At 66.2% G+C, this 15635-nt stretch carries 16 protein-coding genes; 13 read left to right on the top strand and 3 right to left on the bottom strand.

All coding sequences use genetic code 11. From position 1 onward, the window contains the following. Nucleotides 1-131: 131 nt before the first annotated feature. Nucleotides 132-1451: a calcium-binding protein gene (locus E7811_RS18360; RefSeq protein WP_136395324.1), complete on the top strand. Its 1320-nt coding sequence runs from the start codon at nucleotides 132-134 to the stop codon at nucleotides 1449-1451. A 67-nt stretch (nucleotides 1452-1518) separates the two neighbouring features. Here the strand turns inward: E7811_RS18360 and tldD are convergent, their stop codons facing one another. Beyond that, nucleotides 1519-2940 carry a metalloprotease TldD gene (gene tldD / locus E7811_RS14150; RefSeq protein WP_136395323.1) on the bottom strand — a complete coding sequence of 474 codons (1422 nt, stop codon included), beginning with the start codon at nucleotides 2938-2940 and terminating at the stop codon, nucleotides 1519-1521. Between the two features lie 171 nt (nucleotides 2941-3111). Between tldD and coxB the strand changes: the two genes are divergently transcribed. From coxB to E7811_RS14095, 11 genes are all read left to right on the top strand, one after another. Further along, on the top strand, nucleotides 3112-3978 hold the full coding sequence (gene coxB / locus E7811_RS14145; protein WP_136395322.1) for a cytochrome c oxidase subunit II: 867 nt from the start codon (nucleotides 3112-3114) through the stop codon (nucleotides 3976-3978). 70 nt (nucleotides 3979-4048) lie between these two features. After that, nucleotides 4049-4981, top strand: coding sequence for a heme o synthase (cyoE, locus tag E7811_RS14140; protein WP_136395321.1), 933 nt, complete (start codon nucleotides 4049-4051; stop codon nucleotides 4979-4981). Nucleotide 4982: 1 nt separating this feature from the next. Next, nucleotides 4983-5201 carry a hypothetical protein gene (locus tag E7811_RS14135; protein WP_136395320.1) on the top strand — a complete coding sequence of 73 codons (219 nt, stop codon included), beginning with the start codon at nucleotides 4983-4985 and terminating at the stop codon, nucleotides 5199-5201. After that, nucleotides 5198-5767, top strand: coding sequence for a cytochrome c oxidase assembly protein (locus E7811_RS14130; RefSeq protein ID WP_136395319.1), 570 nt, complete (start codon nucleotides 5198-5200; stop codon nucleotides 5765-5767). Before E7811_RS14135 ends, E7811_RS14130 begins: the two co-directional genes overlap by 4 nt. Before the next feature lie 24 nt (nucleotides 5768-5791). Beyond that, nucleotides 5792-6598 carry a cytochrome c oxidase subunit 3 gene (locus tag E7811_RS14125; RefSeq protein WP_136395318.1) on the top strand — a complete coding sequence of 269 codons (807 nt, stop codon included), beginning with the start codon at nucleotides 5792-5794 and terminating at the stop codon, nucleotides 6596-6598. A 97-nt stretch (nucleotides 6599-6695) separates the two neighbouring features. Further along, the gene (locus E7811_RS14120) at nucleotides 6696-7367 is read left to right on the top strand and encodes an SURF1 family protein (protein ID WP_136395317.1); all 672 of its coding nucleotides are present in this window, start codon (nucleotides 6696-6698) and stop codon (nucleotides 7365-7367) included. Between the two features lie 14 nt (nucleotides 7368-7381). After that, entirely contained in the window at nucleotides 7382-8767 is a 1386-nt protein-coding gene (gene thrC / locus E7811_RS14115) for a threonine synthase (RefSeq protein WP_136395316.1), read from the top strand. Then, entirely contained in the window at nucleotides 8764-10023 is a 1260-nt protein-coding gene (locus tag E7811_RS14110) for a M16 family metallopeptidase (RefSeq protein ID WP_136395315.1), read from the top strand. Before thrC ends, E7811_RS14110 begins: the two co-directional genes overlap by 4 nt. Beyond that, on the top strand, nucleotides 10023-10613 hold the full coding sequence (locus tag E7811_RS14105) for a GNAT family N-acetyltransferase (RefSeq protein ID WP_136395314.1): 591 nt from the start codon (nucleotides 10023-10025) through the stop codon (nucleotides 10611-10613). Before E7811_RS14110 ends, E7811_RS14105 begins: the two co-directional genes overlap by 1 nt. A gap of 120 nt (nucleotides 10614-10733) precedes the next feature. After that, nucleotides 10734-11531 (top strand): MBL fold metallo-hydrolase, encoded by a 798-nt coding sequence (locus tag E7811_RS14100; RefSeq protein ID WP_136395313.1) that lies wholly within the window; start codon nucleotides 10734-10736, stop codon nucleotides 11529-11531. Between the two features lie 46 nt (nucleotides 11532-11577). Further along, on the top strand, nucleotides 11578-12996 hold the full coding sequence (locus E7811_RS14095; protein ID WP_136395312.1) for an FAD-binding oxidoreductase: 1419 nt from the start codon (nucleotides 11578-11580) through the stop codon (nucleotides 12994-12996). Here E7811_RS14095 and E7811_RS14090 read toward each other — a convergent pair. Next, nucleotides 12984-13544 carry a hypothetical protein gene (locus E7811_RS14090; RefSeq protein WP_136395311.1) on the bottom strand — a complete coding sequence of 187 codons (561 nt, stop codon included), beginning with the start codon at nucleotides 13542-13544 and terminating at the stop codon, nucleotides 12984-12986. The genes E7811_RS14095 and E7811_RS14090 overlap by 13 nt on opposite strands. Further along, nucleotides 13544-14140: a riboflavin synthase gene (locus E7811_RS14085; RefSeq protein WP_136395310.1), complete on the bottom strand. Its 597-nt coding sequence runs from the start codon at nucleotides 14138-14140 to the stop codon at nucleotides 13544-13546. Before E7811_RS14085 ends, E7811_RS14090 begins: the two co-directional genes overlap by 1 nt. A gap of 195 nt (nucleotides 14141-14335) precedes the next feature. On the opposite strand from E7811_RS14085, the gene E7811_RS14080 reads away from it, so the two are divergent. After that, the gene (locus E7811_RS14080) at nucleotides 14336-15625 is read left to right on the top strand and encodes a capsule biosynthesis protein (protein WP_136395309.1); all 1290 of its coding nucleotides are present in this window, start codon (nucleotides 14336-14338) and stop codon (nucleotides 15623-15625) included. The last annotated feature ends 10 nt before the right edge of the window (nucleotides 15626-15635 follow it).

Genomic DNA, 15635 nt, shown 5'->3' with positions numbered 1-15635 from the left:
CTGGCCACCTTTCCCGCTGCCGGACGGTCCGGTGTGGGATACGTTTCCTGGTGTCCTGTTCACATTTTCGCCCGTATTCCGCGCTAAGCTGACCGTCAGGCAACGCGCACCTGCCTGCAACGAGGGGTTTCATGGCCCGGCTTCCGCTTTCCCGACTGATCGCCGGCCTTCGGGCCGATCCCGGCCTGCGTGCGAATGTTTCCGATCGCGACTTCCGCGAGGGGATCGAGGCGGCCCAACTGTTGAACCGCGTGCTGATCCGGATCATCGAACAGACCGGCGTGAACCGTGACGGCGTGCTGACGGCAGGCGACATGCGCACGATTTCGGATGCGCTGTGGGAACGCCGGAACGCCGCGCTCTGGCGGGATTTCTACATCGGCCACGGCAATGACGAGGGCGATCAGGAAACCGGTTATCACAACCTGCAGAATGACGGCGGGCGGCTGGAATTCATGGGCCGGAACTTTGCCGATACCGTGGCCGACGCGATCTATCACTACGGCTTTCGCATCCAGAACGGGCGCTATTACAACGAGGACGGCAACGACAACGAACGCGCCGCTGATGTGGCGGGCTGGCTGAACTATTTCCTGAACGGCCGCACGATGGTCTATGGCAGCGACGCGGCCGAGGAACTGGTGGGCCGGTCCTACAGCAACGTCTTTGCCGCCGCGCGCAACGAAACCTACATCGCCGGGGGCGGGGCCGACAGTGTCTGGGCCGATCTTGGCAACGACCTGATCCTTCTGGGCGCGGGCAATGACCTTGCCGGAGGCGGCGACGGAAGGGACAAGATACGCGGCGCGGGCGGCAATGACCGCATCTGGGGCGAAAGCGGGGCCGACCGGATCCGGGGCGGTGGCGGCGACGACAGCCTGGGCGGCGGGACCGGCAACGATGCGATGTGGGGCGATGCCGGGGCCGACACGCTGCACGGCGACGAAGGGGCAGACCGGATCGCAGGCGGGTTGGGCAACGACCTTGTCTATGGCGGCGACGGAAACGACCGGATCCGCGGACAGGCCGGGAACGACAGCCTGATCGGCAGCGACGGGGCCGACAGCCTTTCCGGCGGGGATGGCCGCGACTCTTTGTACGGCGGCGAAGGGCCGGACCGGCTGGACGGGGGCGCGGGCGCGGATGGCATCTACCTTTGGGAAGACCGCGCCGCCGCCGATACGCTGGTCTTCACACCCGGAGACAGCGGCAGGACCAACGGCACGATCGACCTTGTCGAGGGGTTCGTGCCCGGACAGGACCGGATCGACCTGACCGCCTTCGGCGCCATGCGGATCACCGACCTGACCCACACGGGGAACGGCCGCGCCTCGGCCTTCTTTGACGGCACCCACCTGAGGATCGACCGCAACGGGGACGGGGCGACCGACATGATGGTCGAATTCACATGGGTCGATGATCTGCGGGCCTCGGATTTCATCCTGGCCTGAACCCTGCGCCGCGGGATTCGGCCCCTGTCAGGGAACCCCCGTCAGGCAGTTCCCACAGGCAACCCCGTCAGGCGGCCGAACCGCCCACCGTCAGCCCGCCGATCATCAGCGTCGGCTGGCCCACGCCCACCGGCACCCACTGACCGGCCTTGCCGCAGTTGCCGATGCCCGGGTCCATCCGCATGTCATTGCCGATAGCGCGGATCTGCTTCAGCGCGGTCGCCCCGTCGCCGATCAGCGTCGCGCCCTTGACCGGCGCGCCCACGCGGCCGTTCTGCACCCGATAAGCCTCGGTGCAGCTGAATACGAACTTGCCGTTGGTGATGTCCACCTGACCGCCACCGAAGCCCACGGCATAGATCCCGTCCTTCAGGTCCGCCAGGATCGCCGCCGGATCGGCATCGCCACCCAGCATGTAGGTGTTCGTCATCCGCGGCATCGGGATATGGGCAAAGCTTTCGCGCCGTCCGTTGCCGGTCGCCGCCACCCCCATGAGGCGCGCGTTCTGGCGATCCTGCATGTAGCCCACAAGGATCCCGTCCTCGATCAGCACGTTCCGCCCCGAGGGCGTGCCCTCGTCGTCCACGCTGATCGATCCGCGCCGGTCGGGGATCGTGCCGTCATCCAGCACCGTCACGCCCGGCGCCGCGATCCGCTGGCCCATCAGCCCGGCAAAGGCCGACGTTTGCTTGCGGTTGAAGTCACCCTCCAGCCCGTGACCGATCGCCTCGTGCAAAAGGATGCCGGGCCAGCCGGGGCCAAGGACCACATCCATCACGCCTGCGGGCGCGGGCACGGCCTGAAGGTTCACCAGCGCGACACGCAGCGCCTCGCGCGCGGCGTCCTGCCAGAACGCGGGTTCCATCAGCGCGGCCAGGCCAAAGCGCCCCCCCCCGCCATGCCCGCCGCTTTCCCGCCGCCCGTCCTGTTCCACGATGACCGAGACATTGAGCCGCGCCATCGGCCGCACATCGGCCAGGCGCAGGCCTTCGGGGCGCAGGATTTCCACCTCCTGCAACCCGGCGCTGAGCGTGGCCGACACCTGGACCACGCGCGGATCCAGCGCGCGGGTGAAGGCGTCGATTTCGCGCAGCAGGTCGATCTTGCCAGCGAAGGAGGCATCGAGCATCGGATCGGCATCGGTATAAAGCCGCAGATTCGTGCCCTTCGGCGGCGGGGCCAGAACGCCGCCGCCGTCACCCACCGCAAGGCGCGCCGTTTCGGCGGCGCGGCGCAACGCGCGTTCGCTGATCTCGGTGGAATGGGCGTAGCCCGCGACCTCGCCTTTCACCGCACGCAGGCCGAACCCTTCGGATGCATCGTAGCTGGCCGTCTTCACGCGACCGTCGTCCAGCACCAGGGCTTCGGACCGGCGGCGCTCCAGGAACAGTTCGCCATCCTCGGCCCCAAGGGTGGCCTCGCGCAGGATTTTCAGCGCTGTCGCCTCATCCAGCGAAGACTCGAAAGGGCGGAAAGCTGTTTCTGCCATGCAGCATGTCCTTGATCTAGGTCAAACGGCGCCACTATGCCGCAACGGTTTCGCTTGTCGTCCGACGCCTAATATGGTTTCAACGGCACTGGAAACAATGGGATTCTGCCTCCTTGCGGGGCGGGGCTGATAAAGTGGCGCAAAACGCCGCACATCGTACGGGAAACGGACATGCGACATCTAGGCACTCTCACCGCGGCAGCGGCGGCGCTCATGGGCGGTGCGGCTTTCGGTCAATCGCTCGAAGTGGTTGGCGCCCCCATCGAAAAGGGGCATGACTTCCAGCCTGCGGCGACGGAACTCGCCCGCGAGCTTCAGGATCTTGACCACATGATCCTGATCATCATCACGGTGATCTCGATCTTCGTCGCGGCGCTGATGATCTATTCGATCGTCCGCTTCAACCGCCGCGCCAACCCCACCCCGGCCCGGTTCACGCACAACTCGCCGCTGGAAATCACCTGGACCGTGATCCCGATCCTGATCCTGGTGTTCATCGGCTCGTTCTCGCTGCCGGTGCTGTTCAAGCAGCAGGAAATCCCCGCCGCCGACATCACCATCAAGGTGACGGGCTACCAGTGGTACTGGGGCTATGAATACGTGGGCGAGGACGTGGCCTTCGATTCCTTCCTTCTGGCGAAGGAAGATCTGGCTGCCAACGGCTATGACGAAAGCCTCTACCTGCTGGCGACCGATACCGCCGTCGTCGTGCCCACCGGCAAGACCATCGTGATGCAGGTGACCGCCGCCGACGTGATCCACGCCTGGACCATTCCGGCCTTCGGCGTGAAGCAGGACGCGGTGCCGGGCCGTCTGGCGCAGCTGTGGTTCAACGTCGAACAGGAAGGCATCTTCTTCGGCCAGTGTTCGGAGCTTTGCGGCAAGGACCATGCCTACATGCCGATTACGGTCAAGGCGGTGTCGCCCGAGGTCTATGACCAGTGGCTCGCCGCCGCCAAGGAAGGCAATTACGAACTGGCCAACGCCCTGACCGCGCCGGGCGCGACGCAGACGATCCAGCTCGCACAGTCGAACTGATCCTCTTTTCACGATACTTGCGGGGGCGCGGCTACCGCGCCCCTGAAAGCCACCCTACGGGAGCCATCGGATGAGCGACATCCGCGCCTACGAGCAGACTGGAGACGCCGGATTCGGCGATTACGTGCAGCTTCTGAAGCCGCGCGTCATGTCGCTGGTCGTCTTCACCGCGCTGGTGGGACTTTATGTCGCACCCGTTTCGCTGCACCCGCTCGAAGCCTTCGCCGCGATCCTGTTCATCGCGCTTGGCGCTGGGGCGTCGGGCGCGCTGAACATGTGGTGGGACGCCGACATCGACGTGGTGATGCGCCGCACCTCGAACCGTCCGATCCCTTCGGGTCGCGTCCAGCCGGGCGAGGCACTGGGGCTGGGTCTGGCCCTGTCGGGGATTTCGGTCGTGATGCTGGCGCTGGCCACCAACGTGCTGGCCGCGGCCCTTCTGGCCTTCACCATCTTCTTCTATGCCGTCATCTATTCGATGTGGCTGAAGCGTTCGACCCCGCAGAACATCGTCATCGGGGGCGCGGCCGGGGCCTTCCCGCCCATGATCGGCTGGGTTGCCGCGACCGGCAGCATCACGATCGAGGCGGTGCTGATGTTCCTCTTGATCTTCATGTGGACGCCGCCGCATTTCTGGGCGTTGGCGCTCTTCATGAACTCGGATTACGAAAAGGCGGGCGTGCCGATGCTGACCGTGACGCATGGTCGCCGGGTCACCCGCAACCACATCCTCGTTTACACGGTCGCGCTGGTGCCCTTCGCGCTGGCCACCGCGTTCACGTCGATCGGCGGGCCGGTCTATCTGGCGGTGGCGGTCGCGCTGAACGCCGTCTTCCTCTGGGGCGCCTGGGGCATCTGGCGCCGCGACGAAGAGGCCGCACAGGCCGACCGCTACGCGGTGGAAAAGAAGTTCTTCCGCTTCTCGCTGCTTTATCTCTTCGGTCATTTCCTTGCCCTGCTGGCGGAAATGGCGCTGGTGCCGTTCGGGCTGGGGGGCTGGTAACATGGCCTTTCGCGAACAGCACGAAATGCACAAGCGCCGCTTCGGGCGCAATCTTGGCGTCGGGCTGCTGCTGGTCGGCTTCGTGGCGCTCGTCTTCGGGCTGACCGTGGTCAAGGTCCAGCGCGGCGATCCCATGCAGGGCTTCGACCACGTCATGCGCCCCGAGATGGTCCCTGCCACGCCGTCCGGCGCCCCCGCATCACCGGAGGCCTCGCAATGAACAACACAGGTAAAACCGCCGCGAAACTGGTCGCCGTCGTCGTGACGATGGGATCGCTTTCCTTCGCCGCCGTGCCCTTCTACGACTGGTTCTGCCGCGTCACCGGCTTTGGCGGCACGACGTCGGTGGCCGCCTCGGCGCCCGACGTGATCCTGGAACGCACCGTCAAGGTCAGCTTCGACGCCTCGCGCGAGGCGGGGATGCCCTGGGAATTCAAGCCGCAGCAGGTGTCGATGGACATCCGCATCGGCGAAACCGGTCTTGCCTTCTACGAGGCCTATAACCCCACCGACGAACCGGTCGCGGGCACCGCCAGCTTCAACGTATTTCCATATGCGGCCGGCGGCTATTTCACCAAGATAGACTGCTTCTGCTTTGAACAGCAGGTGCTGCAACCGGGCGAACGGGTGACGATGCCCGTCACCTTCTATGTCGATCCGGAAATCGTGAACGACCGCGAAGGTAAGTTCGTGAAGGAAATCACCCTTTCCTACACCTTCCACCGCACCGAACTTCCCGCCGAGCAGGCCGCGCTTGACGCGACCCCGAAGGCGGCCATGAACTGACAAGAAACGAGGGAACCGAGGACCATGGCACACGCAAAGAACCACGATTACCACATTCTTCCACCGTCGATCTGGCCCTTCCTCGGGGCTGTCGGCGCCTTCCTGATGCTGTTCGGCGCCACGATCTGGATGCACGGCTCGGGCCCCTGGCTGGGCCTGATCGGCTTCGCGCTGGTGCTTTACGTCATGTATGCCTGGTGGGCGGATGTCGTGCATGAAGGCCAGACCGGCGACCACACCCCCGTGGTGCGGATCGGCCTGCGCTATGGCTTCATCCTGTTCATCATGTCCGAGGTGATGTTCTTCTCGGCCTGGTTCTGGACCTTCTTCAAGCACGCGCTCTACCCGATGAACCCCGACGGGACGAGCCCGCTGGTCGATGGCCCCTGGCCGCCGGCGGGGATCGAAACCTTCGACCCCTGGCACCTGCCGCTGATCAACACGCTGATCCTGCTGTGTTCGGGCGCGGCCGCGACCTGGGCCCACCACGCTCTTGCGCATGAAAACAACCGCAAGGACCTGATCAACGGCCTGGCGCTGGCGATCCTGCTGGGCTTCATCTTCACGCTGCTTCAGGCCTACGAATACAGCCACGCCGCTTTCGGCTTTGCCGGCAACATCTATGGCGCGTCCTTCTTCATGGCGACGGGCTTCCACGGCTTCCACGTCATCATCGGGACGATCTTCCTGGCGGTCTGCCTGTTCCGCGCGATGAAGGGGCATTTCACCCCCGAACAGCATGTCGGCTTCGAGGCCGCCGCCTGGTACTGGCACTTCGTCGACGTCGTCTGGCTGTTCCTGTTCGCTGCCATCTACGTCTGGGGTCAGTGACGCCCCTCCGGGTCGCCGGGCATCCGGCGGCCTGCCGTTTCCTCGGGCAAGCGCGGGCCGCAAGGCGCGCGCTTTTCCTTTGCCAAAGGCACCACCCATGACCCGACGCATGATCCCCTTCCTTCTGTTCGGCCTTCTGGGCGCCGCGATCCTGATCGGGCTTGGCACCTGGCAGATGCAGCGACTGGAATGGAAGCGCGGCATCCTCGACCAGATCGACGCCCGCATCGGCGCAGCCCCCGTCGCGCTGCCCGCCACTCCCGACCCGGCGCAAGACACCTTCCTGCCCGTGACGGCCTCGGGCCGCTTCACCGGCGAAGGGATCGAGGTGCTGGTGAGCCGCAAGCAGATCGGGGCGGGCGTGCGCGTGATCCAGGTGCTGCAAACCGACGACGGCCGCCGCATCCTGGTGGATCGCGGGTTCGTCCCCGAGGCCCGGCGCAAGGACCCGCGCAGCGCCACGACCGCGACCGTCACCGGCAACCTGCACTGGCCCGACGAGGTGGACAGCTACACCCCCGACCCCGACCTGGGGCGGAACCTGTGGTTTGCCCGCGACGTGCCCGCGATGGCCACCGCCCTGAACAGCGAACCCGTCCTGATCATCGCCCGCAGCGAGACGGGCGACGGCATCGAACCCATGCCGGTCGATTCCTCGGGCATCCCCAACGACCACTTGAACTATGCGATCACCTGGTATTCGCTCGCCGTCGTCTGGCTGGGGATGACAGCGCTGTATCTCTGGCGTATCAGACAGCGGAACCACTGAGAGACAGGGGCACCATGCGCTATATCTCGACCCGGGGTCAGGCCCCGGCGCTGACCTTCGGCGAAGCGATGATGACGGGCCTTGCCCGCGACGGCGGACTTTATGTTCCCGAAACCGTGCCGCAGATGTCGAAGGCCGAGATCGCCGCCCTGGCCGGCCTGTCCTATGAGGACATCGCCTACCGCGTGATGCGCCCCTACATCGGCGACACCTTCACCGATGACGAATTCCGCGGACTGATCGCCAAGGCCTATGCCGGTTTCGGCCATGCCGCGCGCGCGCCGCTTGTCCAGCTTGGCCCGAACCACTTCCTGCTGGAGCTGTTCCACGGCCCGACGCTGGCCTTCAAGGACTTCGCCATGCAGCTGATCGGCCAGCTGATGCAGGCGGCGCTTGCAAAGACCGGCGAACGGATCACCATCGTCGGCGCCACCTCGGGCGATACCGGATCGGCCGCGATCGAGGCATTCAAGGGCCTGTCGAACGTGGATGTGTTCATCCTGTTCCCGCATGGCCGCGTCAGCGAGGTGCAGCGCCGCCAGATGACCACCCCGGCCGAGGCGAACGTGCACGCATTGGCCATCGACGGCAGCTTCGATGACGCGCAGGCGCGGCTGAAGGACATGTTCAACGATTTCGCCTTCCGCGATCGTGTGCGGCTGGCAGGCGTGAACAGCATCAACTGGGCGCGGGTTCTGGCGCAGGTCGTCTATTATTTCTCCTCCGCCGTCAGCCTGGGCGCGCCGCATCGCACTGTCAGCTTCACGGTGCCAACCGGCAATTTCGGCGATATCTTCGCGGGCTACATCGCCCGGCAGATGGGTCTGCCGATCGACCGGCTGGTGGTCGCCACCAACCAGAATGACATCCTGCACCGCGCCCTGTCGGGGGGCGAATACCGCACCGACGGGGTCAAGCCCTCGATCAGCCCGTCGATGGACATCCAGGTCTCGTCGAACTTCGAACGCGCGTTGTTCGATGCCTATGGGCGCGACGGGGCGGCCATCGCGCAACTGATGGACGAGCTGAAGACCGGCGGCTTCTCGATCAGCCAGGGCGCCTTGCAGACCCTGCGCGAAATCTTCTCCTCCGGTCGCTGTTCGGAAGACGAGACGCTGGCCACCATCACCCGCCTGCGCGACCAGACGGGCGAGGTTCTGTGCCCGCACAGCGCCGTGGGCGTGAAGGTGGCCGAGGGCCATCTGGGCGCGACCCCGATGATCACGCTGGCCACCGCCCATCCGGCGAAATTCCCCGACGCGGTGGAACGGGCCACCGGCCTGCGCCCTGCCCTGCCGGCGCGCATGGCCGATCTGTTCGACCGATCGGAACGGGTCAGCCGGGTGCCCAATGACCTTGAGGCGCTGAAGGCGCTGGTGCTGGAAAGGACCGGGCATTGACCGTCCGCATCCACACCCTTCCCAACGGCTTGCGCATCGTGACCGAGACGATGGCCCGGATGAAATCGGCCTCGGTCGGGATCTGGATCGCGGCGGGCGGGCGGCATGAACGCCCCGAACAGAACGGGATCGCGCATTTTCTGGAACACATGGCGTTCAAGGGCACGAAAACCCGGACGCCGCTTCAGATCGCCGAAGAGATCGAGGATGTCGGCGGCTACATCAACGCCTACACATCGAAGGAAACCACCGCCTATTACGCGCGGGTGCTGTCCGATGACGTGGCGCTGGCAATCGACGTGATTTCCGACATCGTGCTGAACCCGATCTTCGACCCGAAAGAAATCGAGGTGGAACGCCACGTGATCCTTCAGGAAATCGGTCAGGCGCTGGATACGCCCGACGATATCATCTTTGACTGGCTGACCGAGGTTTCCTATCCCGATCAATCTTTCGGGCGCACGATCCTTGGTCTTTCCGACCGCGTATCGGCATTTGAACGGGACGATTTCCTGCGGTTCGTTGGCGAACATTACGGCCCCGACCAGATGATCCTTTCGGCGGCGGGCGGCGTGGACCATGACGCCATCGTGGCCCAGGCGACCGCGATCTTCGGCGGGCTGGCCCCTGTGGGCCGCCGCGCCGTCGAACCCGCCCGCTTTGCGCCGGGCGAGCGACGCGAGGTGAAGGACCTGGAACAGGTGCATTTCGCAATGGCCTTCGAGGCGCCCGGCTATCGCGATGACGCGGTCTTTACCGCGCAGGTCTATTCGATGGCGATGGGGGGCGGGATGTCCTCGCGCTTGTTCCAGAAGATCCGCGAGGAACGGGGCCTGTGCTATTCGATCTTCGCCCAGTCCGCGGCCTATGCCGATACCGGGCAGATCACCGTCTATGCGGGGACCTCCGAGGACGAGATCGCCGATCTGACGCATCTGACCGCGGACGAGATGAAGCGCGCCGCATCCGACATGACCGAGGCCGAGGTTGCCCGCGCCCGCGCGCAACTGAAGGCGGGGCTTCTGATGGGTCTGGAAAGCCCGTCGTCGCGCGCCGAACGGAACGCCCGGCTTCTGGCGATCTGGGACCGGATCCCGGATGTCGATGAAACCGTGGGCAAGATCGACGCGGTGACGACCGGCGCGGTGCGCGACTTCGGCGCGGGGCTGACCATCGCCCCGGCGGCGCTGGCGCTGTATGGCCCGGTCGGGGCAGCGCCCGATGTGGAAACCATCCGCAAGCGGCTTGCCGCCTGATGCTGGGCCTGAAGCGCAAGCTGAGGGTCGAGACGGAAAGGATGACCCTGCGCCTGCCCATCCACGCCGATTACGTGCAGTGGATGAGCCTGCGCCAGCAAAGCGCCGCTTTCCTCACCCCGTGGGAACCGGTCTGGTCGCATGACCACCTGTCGCGCAAGGCCTTCACCAACCGGGTCTACTGGGCCAACCGCGCCTGGTCGCAGGGCACCGCCATGCCGCTGATGATGTTCCGGCGCGATGACATGGTGCTGCTTGGCGCGATCACGCTGGACAACATCCGCCGCGGCCCGGTTCAGGCGGGCACCCTGGGGTATTGGGTGGGCGCACAGCACGCCCGTCAGGGCTACATGCGCGAGGCGATCCGCGCCGTGGTGCATCATGCCTTCACCATGCTTGACCTGAGCCGGATCGAGGCCGCCTGCCTGCCGGAAAACGCGGCCTCGCGCGGGGTGCTGGAAAAATCGGGCTTCAAGTACGAAGGCGTGGCGCAGGCCTATCTTCAGATCAACGGGCGCTGGCGCAACCATGTGCTTTACGCCAACCTCCGGGGCGACCGGCGCGGCCGGACCGAGATCGGCATGGCCTGACCGGCCCCGACCACCGCTTGCCGCCGATCACTTTCCGCCGATCACTTTCCGTCGAACAGGTCTCCTCGCGCTTTCCGATTTGCGCAGGCGCGCTATCCTTCCCGTCAAGGAGGATTGCCGATGCTGCGTTTCGCCCTTGCCCTTTGCCTGACCGCGCTGCCCGCGATGGCGCAGGACCGTATCCCCAGCCATTGCATCGCGCTGGCCAGGGACATCGACCGCGTGATCCCCGCCGCCTACATGGACCCGCTGGACGAAGATCACGTTCGCATCCGCTATCTCGACCATGCAAGCTTCGCGATCCGCACCACCGGCGGGGTGACGGTCGTCACCGATTACCAGGGATATATCGGGCCGACGGATTTCGTGCCCGATGTGGTCACGATGAACAACGCCCATCGGACCCACTGGACCGACCGGCCCGATCCGCGCATTCCCCATGTCCTTCAGGGCTGGGACGATCTGGGCGGGGCGGCCGAGCACCGGCTGGATCTAGGCGAGATGCTGATCCGCAACGTGCCCACCGACGTGCGCCGGTTCGGGGCGGTGCGGCCCGACGGCAATTCGATCTTCATCTTCGAGGCGGCGGGGCTTTGCATCGGCCATCTGGGCCACCTGCATCACATCCCCGACGACAACCAGTTTGCCGCAATCGGGCGGCTTGATGTGGTGATGGTGCCGGTCGACGGCGGCTATACGATGGATGTGGCCGCGATGGCCGATGTGGTGCGCAGGCTGCGGTCGTCGATCGTGATGCCGATGCACTGGTTTTCCGGCGCCTCGCTCGACATCTTCCTTGCCGACATGAGCGGCGAGTTCGAGGTCGTCCGCACGGGCCTTTCGGAAATCGACCTGTCCCTTCAGAAACTGCCCTCGCGCCCCACGATCATGGTGCTGGAGCCCGAGTGGTTGCCCTGAACGTCGGCGCGGTTTACGGATCGACCGGAAACCGGAGCACCCGACGATGCTGAACCCTGCCGATGCCGCCTTTCTTGACCGCCTCCGCGCGATCTTGCCCGAAGGCACGCTGCGCACACCCGAAAGCCGCCATCTGGAAGAACCGCGCGGCCGCTGGCACGGGATCGCGGGGGCGGTGGCCTGCCCGGCCACGACCGGCGAGGTCGCCACCATCGTCCGGGCCGCAGCCGAGGCGCGGGTGGGCATCGTGCCGCTTGGCGGCGGCACCGGGCTTGTCGGCGGGCAGGTGATGCCCGATGGCCCGCTGCCGCTGATCCTGTCGCTGGAACGGATGACCCGCATCCGCGAGGTGCTGCCACGCGAAAACGTGCTGATCGCCGAAGCCGGTGCGATCCTGGCCGATATCCAGGCCGCAGCCGAAGGCGTGAACCGGCTGTTCCCGCTGGCGCTGGCCTCGGACGGGTCCTGCCGGATCGGCGGCAATCTGGCGGCCAATGCGGGCGGCGTTAATGTGCTGCGCTATGGCAACGCTCGTGACCTGTGCCTGGGGCTTGAGGCGGTGCTGCCCGACGGCAGCATCTGGCACGGGCTGAGACGGCTGCGGAAGGACAACACCGGCTACGACCTGCGCAACCTGCTGATAGGCTCGGAAGGCACGCTGGGGATCATCACCGCCGCGACCCTGCGCCTGTTTCCCCGCCCGGCGGGACAGGGAACGGCGCTGTTTGTCGTGCCCTCGCCCTCGGCCGCGCTGGACCTTCTGGCGCTGACCCAGGATCACCTGCCCGGCCTTGTGTCGGCCTTCGAGCTGATCGCGCGCCAGGGCCTTGAATTCCTGTCGGAAACCATGCCGCAGGTGCGCCATCCCCTGGCCGATCCGCCGGACTGGATGGTGCTGATCGACCTCGGCCTGCCCACTGGTCTGGACCCCGCCGAAGCGCTTGAGGCGCTGTTCGTCGCCGGCGCCGAGGCGGGTCTGGTCACCGACGGGGTGATCGCCCAGAACGAGGCGCAGCGGCACGATTTCTGGACCCTGCGCGAAAGCCTGCCCGAGGCGAACCGGCACATCGGCGCGGTGTCCTCGCATGATATCTCGCTGCCGCTGTCGGAAATCCCGGCCTTCATCGACAGGGCGGGCCCCGCGCTGGCCCGGTTGGGCGAATGGCGGATAAACTGCTTTGGCCACCTGGGCGACGGCAACCTGCATTACAACGTCTTTCCCGCGCGCGGCCAGAGCCGGGCCGACCACGAGGGCGCGCGCGACGCGATCAAGACCTGCGTGCATGATCTGGTGCACGAAATGGGCGGATCGGTCAGCGCCGAACACGGCATCGGGCGGCTGAAGGTCAAGGATCTGGAAACCTACGGCGATCCGGCGAAACTCGCCGCCATGCGGGCGATCAAGGATGCGCTTGACCCGTTGGGGATCATGAACCCCGGCGCAGTGCTGCGTCAGGCGAAATAGCGTTCGGCGGGCAGCCAGGCGGCTAGGCGGGCGGCGGCGGCCCATTCGCCTTCAAGCCCGTGATCCCCGACAAGGACCACCTGATCCGAGGGCAACCGGCCAAGCGCCGCGCGCAGCACCGCACGCGCCTCGCCCCATTGCGCAAGAGGCGCCGGGGCGGGGTGGGCCGTGTCAAGTGCGCCTTCGGCCTGCGCCAGCACCCGGTCGCGCGACAGCCTGCCCTGCACCAGCGCCACGCGCCCGCAGGACGTCAGCGAAGCCAGCTTTTCCCGGCGCGCGCAGGGCATGGGCTGACCGTCGCGCAGCATCCGCAAGGCATTGGTGGAAAAGAGAAAGGCCACGATGTCATGCCCTGTGGTGGCCCGTACCCCGGCATAGGTCCGGTAATCAAGCCCCAGTTCCGCAGCCCGCCGAACGCGCAGGCGGACCACCTCGACCGGCAGGGTCGGCAACAGGCTGGCCCGCGCCGCGCTCCAGCAATGCCGCCGCCAGCTTGTGCCCGGCTCCATCGTCGGGCCGCCGTTATGGCCGGGGCCGATGCCAGCCATCACGACCAGTCCCTGAGCCGCGCGACATAGCGCGCCATCGTATCGACCTCGAGGTTGACGCGATCCCCCACCGCGACGCCGCCCCATGTGGTGGCCTTCCGGGTATGCGGGATGAAGTTGATGCCGAAATCGCAGCCATCGACCTCGTTCACGGTCAGCGATGTGCCGTTCAGCGCGACAGACCCTTTCGGCGCGATGAAACGGGCCAGCGCCTCGGGCGCGCGGAAGGTCACGCGCAGGCTGTCGCCCTCGGGGGTCAGGCGCACCACCTCGGCCACACCGTCGACATGGCCCGAAACGATATGCCCGCCCAGTTCGTCGCCCACCTTCAGCGCGCGTTCCAGGTTGATCTGCTTGCCCTTGTGCCAGCCGCCGATGTTCGTCTTGGCCACGCTTTCGGCGCTGATCTGGACGTCGAACCAGTTCATCGGCTCGCGCCCCAGGGCGATCACCGTCAGGCAGACGCCGTCACAGGCGATCGAGGCGCCGATGTCGATTCCCTCCACGTCGTAATGCGTGCCGATCCGGGCGCGCAGGTCGCCCGTCTGCTCCAGCTCCAGCACCTCGCCGATGTCCGTCACGATCCCGGTGAACATCGCCCGTCTCCTTCGTCCGTCAGCCCCGCATCCGTCCCCCGAGGTAGCCCGCCCGGCCCCCGCGTGCAAGCCGGGCGCGGCTAGGGTTGCCGCATTTCCGCCCTTCTTGGCAGGTATTGACGGGGTCGTGTGGGTTTTCCCCTTTCTTCGCGGGGGGCCGCTCTGCTAGTCGGGTGCGGGCAAACGGGTGTGGGTATGCGTCTTTCGGGTGAGGATCGCCGGTTCCTTTTTCTGCAAGGTCCGCATGGGCCGTTCTTCCACCGGCTGGGCCGGATGGTCGAAGCCTCGGGCGCGCAGGTCTGGCGCGTCGGCTTCAATCGCGGCGACCGCGCCTTCTGGCCCACCAGCCGCAGCTTCATCCCCTATCGCGGCACGCCCGAGGCATGGCCCGACACCTTCCGCGACCTGATCCGCGACTACCGGATCACCGACGTCGTACTTTACGGCGACACGCGGCCGATCCATGCCCATGCGGTGACCATCGCACGCGAGGCGGGGCTGACCGTGCATGTCTTCGAGGAAGGCTATCTGCGCCCCCACTGGGTGACATACGAACGCGGCGGATCGAACGGCCATTCGCGCCTGATGTCGCTGTCCGTCAGCCAGATGCAGGCGGCGCTCGCGCAGTCCGACATCGACCTGCCCGATGCGCCCGCCCGCTGGGGCGACATGCGCCAGCACATGTTCTATGGCGCGCTCTATCACTGGTTCGTGCTGACCGGGTTCTGGGATTACCGCAACTTCCGCCCGCATCGGGCGCTGACCGTCCGGCAGGAATTCCTGCTGTATTGCCGCAGGCTTGCGCTTTTGCCGCTGCATATCGTCGAACGGATGATCGCCACCTTCCGCATCAGGCATGGCGGTTTTCCCTATCACCTGTGCCTTCTGCAACTGGAACATGACGCAAGTTTCCGCATGCATTCGCCGTTTTCCAGCATGACGGAATTCCTGGCGCTCGTGATCGAGGGCTTCGCCCGCGGGGCCGCGCCACATCACCATCTGGTGTTCAAGGCGCATCCGCTGGAAGACGGGCGCGCGCCGCTGGCCCGCGAGATCCGCCGCCTGGCGCGCCAGCATGGCGTTTCGGCACGTGTCCATTTCGTCAGGGGCGGCAAGCTGGCCCAGCTTCTGAACCATGCGCGCAGCGCCGTCACCGTGAATTCCACCGCCGGCCAGCAGGTGCTTTGGCGCGGGCTTCCGCTGAAATGTTTCGGTGCCGCGGTCTATGCCAAGCCGGAATTCGTCTCGACCCAGCCGCTGCACGACTTCTTCGCGCAGCCCACCCGGCCCGACAGCCGCGCCTACCGCGACTATCGCCATTACCTGCTGGAAACCTCGCAGGTGCCGGGGGGGTTCTATTCCTCAAAGGGGCGGCGCGCGCTGCTGCGGCAGGTCGTCGACATGATGCTGGCGCCCGAAGATCCCTATGACGCGCTGACATCGGGCAACGCGGCACCACGGCAACAGTTGCGTCTGGTGAACTGACCGCGAAACG

Source organism: Aliigemmobacter aestuarii (genome assembly GCF_004799285.1).
In the GTDB taxonomy this organism is placed as follows: domain Bacteria; phylum Pseudomonadota; class Alphaproteobacteria; order Rhodobacterales; family Rhodobacteraceae; genus Aliigemmobacter; species Aliigemmobacter aestuarii.
Note: the sequence above shows the minus strand (reverse complement) of the source record. Positions and strands in the feature narration are given on the sequence as shown.

What these genes read in the sequence shown, in the direction of transcription:
- E7811_RS14080 (WP_136395309.1), top strand. Translation starts at nt 14,336, where the DNA reads ATGCGTCTTTCGGGTGAGGATCGCCGGTTCCTTTTTCTGCAAGGTCCG.
- E7811_RS14085 (WP_136395310.1), bottom strand. Translation starts at nt 14,140, where the DNA reads ATGTTCACCGGGATCGTGACGGACATCGGCGAGGTGCTGGAGCTGGAG.
- E7811_RS14125 (WP_136395318.1), top strand. Translation starts at nt 5,792, where the DNA reads ATGGCACACGCAAAGAACCACGATTACCACATTCTTCCACCGTCGATC.
- cyoE (WP_136395321.1), top strand. Translation starts at nt 4,049, where the DNA reads ATGAGCGACATCCGCGCCTACGAGCAGACTGGAGACGCCGGATTCGGC.
- E7811_RS14120 (WP_136395317.1), top strand. Translation starts at nt 6,696, where the DNA reads ATGACCCGACGCATGATCCCCTTCCTTCTGTTCGGCCTTCTGGGCGCC.
- E7811_RS18360 (WP_136395324.1), top strand. Translation starts at nt 132, where the DNA reads ATGGCCCGGCTTCCGCTTTCCCGACTGATCGCCGGCCTTCGGGCCGAT.
- E7811_RS14105 (WP_136395314.1), top strand. Translation starts at nt 10,023, where the DNA reads ATGCTGGGCCTGAAGCGCAAGCTGAGGGTCGAGACGGAAAGGATGACC.
- coxB (WP_136395322.1), top strand. Translation starts at nt 3,112, where the DNA reads ATGCGACATCTAGGCACTCTCACCGCGGCAGCGGCGGCGCTCATGGGC.
- E7811_RS14130 (WP_136395319.1), top strand. Translation starts at nt 5,198, where the DNA reads ATGAACAACACAGGTAAAACCGCCGCGAAACTGGTCGCCGTCGTCGTG.
- E7811_RS14095 (WP_136395312.1), top strand. Translation starts at nt 11,578, where the DNA reads ATGCTGAACCCTGCCGATGCCGCCTTTCTTGACCGCCTCCGCGCGATC.
- tldD (WP_136395323.1), bottom strand. Translation starts at nt 2,940, where the DNA reads ATGGCAGAAACAGCTTTCCGCCCTTTCGAGTCTTCGCTGGATGAGGCG.
- thrC (WP_136395316.1), top strand. Translation starts at nt 7,382, where the DNA reads ATGCGCTATATCTCGACCCGGGGTCAGGCCCCGGCGCTGACCTTCGGC.
- E7811_RS14090 (WP_136395311.1), bottom strand. Translation starts at nt 13,544, where the DNA reads ATGGCTGGCATCGGCCCCGGCCATAACGGCGGCCCGACGATGGAGCCG.
- E7811_RS14100 (WP_136395313.1), top strand. Translation starts at nt 10,734, where the DNA reads ATGCTGCGTTTCGCCCTTGCCCTTTGCCTGACCGCGCTGCCCGCGATG.
- E7811_RS14135 (WP_136395320.1), top strand. Translation starts at nt 4,983, where the DNA reads ATGGCCTTTCGCGAACAGCACGAAATGCACAAGCGCCGCTTCGGGCGC.